This is a genomic window from Microbacterium sp. BF1, from assembly GCF_019279095.1.
Taxonomy (GTDB): domain Bacteria; phylum Actinomycetota; class Actinomycetes; order Actinomycetales; family Microbacteriaceae; genus Microbacterium; species Microbacterium maritypicum.
This window is the reverse complement of the sequence record NZ_JAGYWT010000094.1, coordinates 1-7,033: the sequence shown is the minus strand read 5'-3', so window position 1 is coordinate 7,033 and position 7,033 is coordinate 1. Positions and strand designations below refer to the sequence as shown.

The following is a 7,033-nucleotide window of genomic DNA, read 5'->3' as shown; positions in this document are numbered from 1 at the left end:
TCATCATCTGCACGGCGTGCCGCATGTCGAGGTTGTTCAGCGGCTCGTCCAGAAGGACGAACTCGGTGTCCTGCGCCAGGACCATCGCGACGTACGCGCGCTGGCGCTGCCCGCCGGAGAGCTCATCTGTTCTGCGGCGGGCTCGTTCACCTCTGCCTCGAAAGACGAGACGCCCTGGGCAGGGACGACCCAGAGCTCGCCGGTCTTCTGATCGAGGATCGCGGCCGTGCGGTTGCCCAGCGCGACCTTCGCCGAGGAGGGGATGCCTGCGGAGTCGCCGAGAGATACGCGTGCGGGATCGACGGCGGTGAGGGTGGAGGCGTTCTCGTCGACGACGAGGATGTTGCTCGTGTCCTGAAGGATGTCGTAGTTCTCGCCCGTGGTGCGCAGACCACCGTCGAGGACCGTCGACTCGTTGTTGAAGTGCCCGACCAGCAGGCTCGACGTCTTCGTGATCCAGACGCCGCCGTCGTTCAGGTCGACCTTGGTGGTCGGGAAGCCCTCATAGGTGAAGGCCATCGTGGTGATAGCGATGACGCCGACGGTGACACCGGCGGCGGACGCCAGTGTTTTGGGCCGCGCGCGTATCCAAGACAACGCCTTCATTCCCGGTTCCCCCCCCAGGTGACACTCTTCGTTAGCTCCTGGGCGGTCCCTCCGGGCCCACCGAGCACCCGTTCATCCTAACCGCGTCTCGGAATACCGCGGATGGGCAGTTCTGCCCATCCGCGATGATCAGGCCCGCCAGCAGCCTGCGATGTGATCGTCGACCATGCCGCCCGATTGCATCAGGGCGTACATGGTGGTCGGCCCCACGAATCGGAACCCACGACGACGCAGTTCCTTGCTCAACGCCGTGGACTCCGGCGTGACGGCGGGGACGTCGGCGAAGGATGCGGGACGGGCGCCGGGGGCCGCCGGGGCGAACGACCACATCAGCTCGTCGAACTCCCCCTCGGCCATGCCGCGCACGATGCGGGCGTTGCCGATGGTCGCCTCGATCTTCGCGCGGTTGCGGATGATCCCGGCGTCGCCCATCAGGCGCTCGACATCGGACTCGTCGTACTCGGAGACGATCTCGGGCTCGAAACCCGCGAACACCTCGCGGAACCGCGGTCGCTTGCGCAGGATCGTGATCCAGGAGAGGCCTGCCTGGAACCCTTCGAGCGCCATCTTCTCGAACAGCGCGCGGTCGCCGTGCAGAGGCGTGCCCCACTCTTCATCGTGATAGCGACGGTACTCGTCGTCGTCGCCCACCCAGGCGCAGCGGTCGCGGGCATCGGGGCCCGTGAGAAGAGAGGTCATCCGGTCAGGCTATCCGCGGCGACCGACACCGAGCGCCGACACGGAGGCGGACGCGTCCCACCGGAATGCTGTGCGCGCGAAAGCTGGTGTCATCGGAGCAGTTCCACCAGACTGTGCGCATGGATTCTGTGAACGAGTGGCTGCTGACGTGGGGCGACAACCTGTGGACGTGGATCGTCCTCCCCCTGGTCGTCCTCCTCGGCCTGTACTTCACGATCCGCTCCGGCGTCGTGCAGTTCCGGTTGATCCCGGAGATGTTTCGCACGTTGACGGATCGCACCCCGCGCACCGAGAGCGGCGAGCCGCAATCCGTCTCGGCGTTCCAGGCGTTCACCATCTCCGCGGCCTCGCGCGTCGGCGTCGGCAACATCGCCGGTGTCGGCACGGCGATCGCGATCGGCGGACCCGGTGCGATCTTCTGGATGTGGCTGATGGCGTTCATCGGCGGGGCGTCCTCGTTCATCGAGTCTTCGCTCGCGCAGCTGTACAAGACGCGGGACAAGGACGGGTTCCTCGGAGGTCCCGCGTACTACATGCAGCGCGGACTCGGCGCGCGTTGGATGGGAGTCCTGTTCGCCGTCATCCTCATCGTGTGCTTCCCGATCGCGTTCAGCTCGCTGCAGGCCAACACCATCCAGGCCACCATCGCGGGGAGCCTGGGCGGCGGGGCCCCCGCATGGCTGCCGTGGGCCATCGGCGCGGCGCTCGCGGTCCTCATGGGCCTGGTGATCTTCGGAGGCGTGCGCCGCATCGCCTCCGTCACCCAGACCCTGGTCCCGGTCATGGCGCTGCTGTACCTGCTCCTCGGGCTCGTCATCGTGGTGATTCACATCGAGCGCCTCCCCGAGGTCTTCGCCATGATCTTCACGCAGGCGTTCGGGCCGAACGAGATCGTGGGCGCCGCGCTCGGCTACATCATCCTCACCGGCGTCAAGCGGGGCATGTTCTCCAACGAAGCCGGGCTCGGTTCCGCGCCCAACGCGGGCGCGAGTGCCGCGGTGACGCACCCGGTCAAGCAGGGTCTGGTGCAGACCCTCGGCGTCTACTTCGACACGTTCCTGGTGTGCTCGATCACCGCGTTCATCATCCTCGTCTCGGTCCCCGACCTCGCGAACGCCGAGCGGGGCATCGGGCTGACGCAGGGAGCGGTGGTCGGTGCGCTCGGCAGCTGGTCGAACATCCTGCTGATCGTGATCATCTTCCTGCTCGCATTCAGCTCGATCCTCGGCAACTACTACTACGGGCAGACGAACATCGAGTTCATCACGTCGACACCCGCCGTCCTGCTCGGCTACCGGCTCTTCGCCATCGGGGCGGTGTTCGTCGGATCGATCGTGTCGGCCGATGTCGTGTGGAACTTCGCCGACGGCGCGATGGGCTTCATGGCGATCGTGAACCTCGTGGCGATCGCACTGCTCTCCGGAGTCGCCTTCAAGCTCCTCAAGGACTACACGCAGCAGCGACGCGAAGGACTCGATCCGGTCTTCACCAAGGCCCGACTCCCCGAGGTCCGAGGAATCGAGGTGTGGGAGGACGAGCTCTCCGTCACCGGACCGATCGACCTGCCGACGTCTCGCCGCCGCTGAGCCGCCGCCACCACGGCCGCGATGTCAGGAGCCGAAGGTCGCCGCGTCGATGACGAACCGGTACCGCACGTCGGATGCGAGCACGCGCTCGTAGGCGGCGTTGATGTCGGAAGCGGGGATGGTCTCGATCTCGGCGGCGATACCGTGCTCGGCGCAGAAGTCGAGCATCTCCTGCGTCTCCTGGATGCCGCCGATGTTGCTGCCGGCGAGCGAGCGACGGCCGCCGATCAGCGACATCACGCCGACCGAGAGCGGTTCGCCGGGAGCTCCGACGCACACCATGGCGCCGCCGACGTCGAGCAGGCTCAGATAGGAGCGCAGATCGATCACCGCGCTGACGGTGTTGAGGATCACGTCGAACGACGACCGCAGCTCACGGAAGGTCTCCTGGTCGCTCGTCGCGCGATAGTGGTCGGCGCCGAGCCGCAGCCCGTCGTCCTTCTTGCTCAGGGTCTGCGAGAGCACGGTCACCTCGGCACCGAGTGCGTGCGCGATCTGCACGCCCATGTGCCCGAGGCCCCCGAGTCCCACGACGGCGACGCGGGTGCCCGGTCCGACGTTCCAGTGCCGCAGCGGTGAGTATGTCGTGATGCCGGCGCACAGCAGGGGAGCTGCGACATCCAGGGGCAGCGCGTCGGGGATCTTCAGGACGAACGCTTCGGTGACCACGACCTGCTCGGAGTATCCGCCCTGCGTGACGGTGCCGTCACGATCCGTGCTGCCATAGGTGAGGACGGCCCCCTGGGTGCAGAACTGCTCCTCCCCCCGCAGGCAGTTGCGGCACTCACCGCACGAGTTCACCAGGCATCCGACGCCGACGCGATCGCCGACGGCATGCCGGGTGACGCCCTCGCCGACCGCGGCGACGGTGCCGGTGATCTCGTGGCCGGGAGCGAGCGGGTACTGCTGAGGCCCCCAGTCGCCGCGCACGGTATGGATGTCGGAGTGGCAGATACCCGCGAACGCGATGTCGATCAGCACGTCGAGCGGGCCGAGCTCGCGTCGCTCGATGACGGTCTTCTCCAGCGGGGCCCCTTCACGGGGTGCGGCATAGGCGTTCACAGCAGACATCTCGGACTCCTCGGATCGGGTACCTGCCGAGACTACCCAGCACCGGATGAGAATCGGCCGTCCAGGCCGAATCGGCGATTGTCAAGGCCGGGTGCGCTCCGCTCGGCCACGCTTAGGCTCACGCCATGACCACCTCCGACGACACGATCTCCCGGTACCTCACCCGCTATGCGGACAGCCTGACCGCATTCGATGCCGAGACCGCGGCGAGTCTGTGGTCGACGCCGGGGACGATCGTGAACGACCGCTCCTCCGGTGTGCTCGAATCCCGCGACGCCATGATCGACGGTCTGCGGCATTCCTATCCGATCTACCAGCGGCTGGGCCTGGCCTCCGTCGGATTCGAACTGCTCGAGCGTCGCGATCTCTCCGACCGGCTCGTGCTCGTGCGCGTGCGCTGGCTGTTCTTCGACGCCGGCGGCGTGCAGCTGACCGACACCGACAGCTACTACCTCCTGCGCGACGAAGACGAGGCGGGTCTGCAGGCGTGCGTGTGCGTCGAGACCGACGCGGCGCAGAAGCTCCAGGCCCTGGCCACCGAACGCGGAGTGGATCTCACCGCGGCACCCTGACACCCGATCCGCATCTCCCCGAACACCTGTCGGGAGGATGCGCACCTGTCGGGAGAATCGCGCGGATTCGCCGTGCGCTCGTCACGAACTCCCGACAGGTGGATCAGGTCCGGGCTGAACCGCAGGCGGTCAGCGCTGCTTCTTCTTCAGCGCCTTCTCCTGGATCGGCGCCTGACCGGTCGCTGCGAGGTCGGCGTAGTAGGCGCGGGCCTCATCCTGACGCTGCTTCTCCAGGCCGCTGGCGATGGGCGCGCGCACGTGCTCGGGCTCGTAGCCGAACGCGTTCACGAGGTCGAGCGCATACGGACGAAGACGAGCGCACAGGCGGTCGATGTAACTCGACACGGCCGCAGCGCGCTGCGTCGACAGGCGTCCGTTGATCAGGTGCCAGGCGAGATGCTTCTCGATGAGCTGCAGGCCGAAGAGGTCGCGCAGCCAGGTGAGCACCTTCCGCGTGTCCTCATCGTCGATCTGGTGGACGGCGTCGGTGAACGCCTCCCACTGCAGCAGCTCGCCGTGCGCGCGGGCCGCCTCGATGAGCTCGGCCTGGTTCTCGTTGAACAGGCGGGCACCGAGGGCCTTGTCCTTCGCACCGGGGCGCAGGCGGGAGGCGATGTCGGCCACCATCTGCTGCACGCGTCCGGCGAGCAGGTCGTGCTGCTGCTCCTCACGCAGACCCCGCTCGACCGAGCGGCTCACCTGACCGAAGTCGGAGACGGCCTGACCGAGCTGGCGGAGCCCGGCGCCGTGGAACAGCTTGCCCGCGGTCATGCCGACGGCGAACTTCGCGAGCGCCGCCGCATCCTTGCCCTGGAACTGCTTGGCGTAGTCGGTCAGCAGACGCTTGCCGACGAGCTGCAGCAGCACGTTGTTGTCGCCCTCGAAGGTGACGTAGATGTCGAGGTCGGCGCGGAGTCCGACCAGACGGTTCTCGAACATGAAGCCGGCGCCACCGGTAGCCTCGCGGGCCTCCTGCAGCGTGTCGAGCGCGTGCCAGGTCGACAGCGGCTTGAGGGCGGCGGCCAGGGTCTCGAGGTCTTCACGGTCGGCCGGGGTGTCGGTGCGGCCGGAGAAGACGCCGTCGAACTTCTGCAGGAACTCGTCGTGCGCGAAGATCTGCGCGTACGTGGTCGCCAGGCGCGGGAGCAGACGGCGCTGGTGCTTGCCGTAGTCCATGAGCACGACCTCCTGCCCGTCCGCACCGTCGAACTGGCGGCGCTGGGTGGCGTAGGTGATCGCGATGTGCAGGCCGAGCGCCGAGGCCCAGGATGCCGCACCGTCGAGCGACACACGTCCCTGCACCAGGGTGCCGAGCATCGTGAAGAAGCGGCGGCCGGGGCTGTCGATCGCGCTGGAGTACGTGCCGTCCGCTGCGACGTCGCCGTAGCGGTTGAGCAGGTTGGTGCGCGGGATGCGCACATGGTCGAACGAGAGGCGCCCGTTGTCGATGCCGTTGAGTCCGCCCTTGAGGCCGTCGTCCTCGCGGCCGATGCCGGGAAGGTCGACGCCGTCCTCGCCGCGCAGCGGCACATAGAAGCAGTGAACGCCGTGGTTGACGCCGTTCGTGATCAGCTGCGCGAAGACGGTCGCCGCGACGCCGTGCAGCGCCGCGTTGCCGAGGTACTCCTTCGTCGCCCCGCGGAACGGGGTGTTGATCACGAACTCCTCCGTCGCCGGATCGTACGTCGCGGTCGTACCGACGGCCGCGACGTCGGAGCCGTGGCCGATCTCGGTCATCGCGAAGGCGCCAGGGATCGAGAGGTCCATCACACCGGGAAGCCACTTCGCGTGGTGTTGCTCGGTGCCGAGCTGAAGGATCGCGGAGCCGAAGAGTCCCCACTGCACGCCCGACTTGATCTGCAGGCTGGGGTCGGCCACCACCAGCTCCTCGAAGCCCGCGATGTTCGCGCCGTTGTTCTCCTCGCCGCCGAGCGACTTGGGGAACGCGCGGTGCACGGCCTTGTTCTCGACCAGGAGGTGCAGCTGGCTGAGCACGCGCTCGCGGTGCTCGTCCTTGCCGAGCTCATCCTTGCGCCAGAACGCCGAGTCCTTGATCATCTCGCGGGCCTGGCGACGTACGTCTCCCCACGTGCCCATCAGGGCGTCGTTGACGCGGGCGACATCGATGTGCAGGTTCGCATCCGCGGTGTCGGTGGAGGTGCGAGTCGTCTTCGGACGGACGGCGGCGTCGACCATGTGCGTTCCTCTCAGAGGGAAGTGGGATTACAGCCATGGTAGGTCTGCCACAACCAGAGACGAACTGCCCTGTCCACATCCTCCAACGCCCGACGGGCACATCTCGCCGCCGCGTTGTCGTCAGACCACAGTCCGGACTGGCGGGACCGCTTCGGGCGTCGCGGGCGGCGGTGCGGCGCCTAGCCGACAACGAGAGCGTGTTCAGCGCGATCGCGGCGGCTGCCGAACCCGGCGAGCTGGTCTTCTCCAGCATCGCCGAGCGAAACGCACGCACTCCGGGCTACCTCGAGTTGTTCGCGGCGC

Annotated in this window: 5 protein-coding genes and 1 pseudogene; 2 read left to right on the top strand and 4 right to left on the bottom strand. The window is 67.5% G+C overall.

Features of this window, described 5'->3' with window-relative positions:
- Both KZA10_RS05285 and KZA10_RS05280 read right to left on the bottom strand, forming a co-directional pair.
- Positions 1–136, bottom strand: a pseudogene (locus KZA10_RS05285) (ATP-binding cassette domain-containing protein); the annotation flags it as partial.
- Between the two features lie 599 nt (positions 137–735).
- Positions 736–1,305 carry a DNA-3-methyladenine glycosylase I gene (locus KZA10_RS05280; RefSeq protein ID WP_055869567.1) on the bottom strand — a complete coding sequence of 190 codons (570 nt, stop codon included), beginning with the start codon at positions 1,303–1,305 and terminating at the stop codon, positions 736–738.
- A gap of 119 nt (positions 1,306–1,424) precedes the next feature.
- Here KZA10_RS05280 and KZA10_RS05275 point away from each other — a divergent pair, with 119 nt between their 5' ends.
- Positions 1,425–2,891 carry a sodium:alanine symporter family protein gene (locus tag KZA10_RS05275; RefSeq protein WP_055877871.1) on the top strand — a complete coding sequence of 489 codons (1,467 nt, stop codon included), beginning with the start codon at positions 1,425–1,427 and terminating at the stop codon, positions 2,889–2,891.
- A gap of 24 nt (positions 2,892–2,915) precedes the next feature.
- Here the strand turns inward: KZA10_RS05275 and KZA10_RS05270 are convergent, their stop codons facing one another.
- Positions 2,916–3,962, bottom strand: coding sequence for an NAD(P)-dependent alcohol dehydrogenase (locus KZA10_RS05270; protein WP_141386547.1), 1,047 nt, complete (start codon positions 3,960–3,962; stop codon positions 2,916–2,918).
- Between the two features lie 125 nt (positions 3,963–4,087).
- Here KZA10_RS05270 and KZA10_RS05265 point away from each other — a divergent pair, with 125 nt between their 5' ends.
- Positions 4,088–4,534 (top strand): hypothetical protein, encoded by a 447-nt coding sequence (locus tag KZA10_RS05265; RefSeq protein ID WP_055869560.1) that lies wholly within the window; start codon positions 4,088–4,090, stop codon positions 4,532–4,534.
- 129 nt (positions 4,535–4,663) lie between these two features.
- On the opposite strand, the gene KZA10_RS05260 is transcribed toward KZA10_RS05265, so the two are convergent.
- Entirely contained in the window at positions 4,664–6,730 is a 2,067-nt protein-coding gene (locus KZA10_RS05260; protein WP_218682349.1) for an acyl-CoA dehydrogenase, read from the bottom strand.
- Between the last annotated feature and the right edge of the window lie 303 nt (positions 6,731–7,033).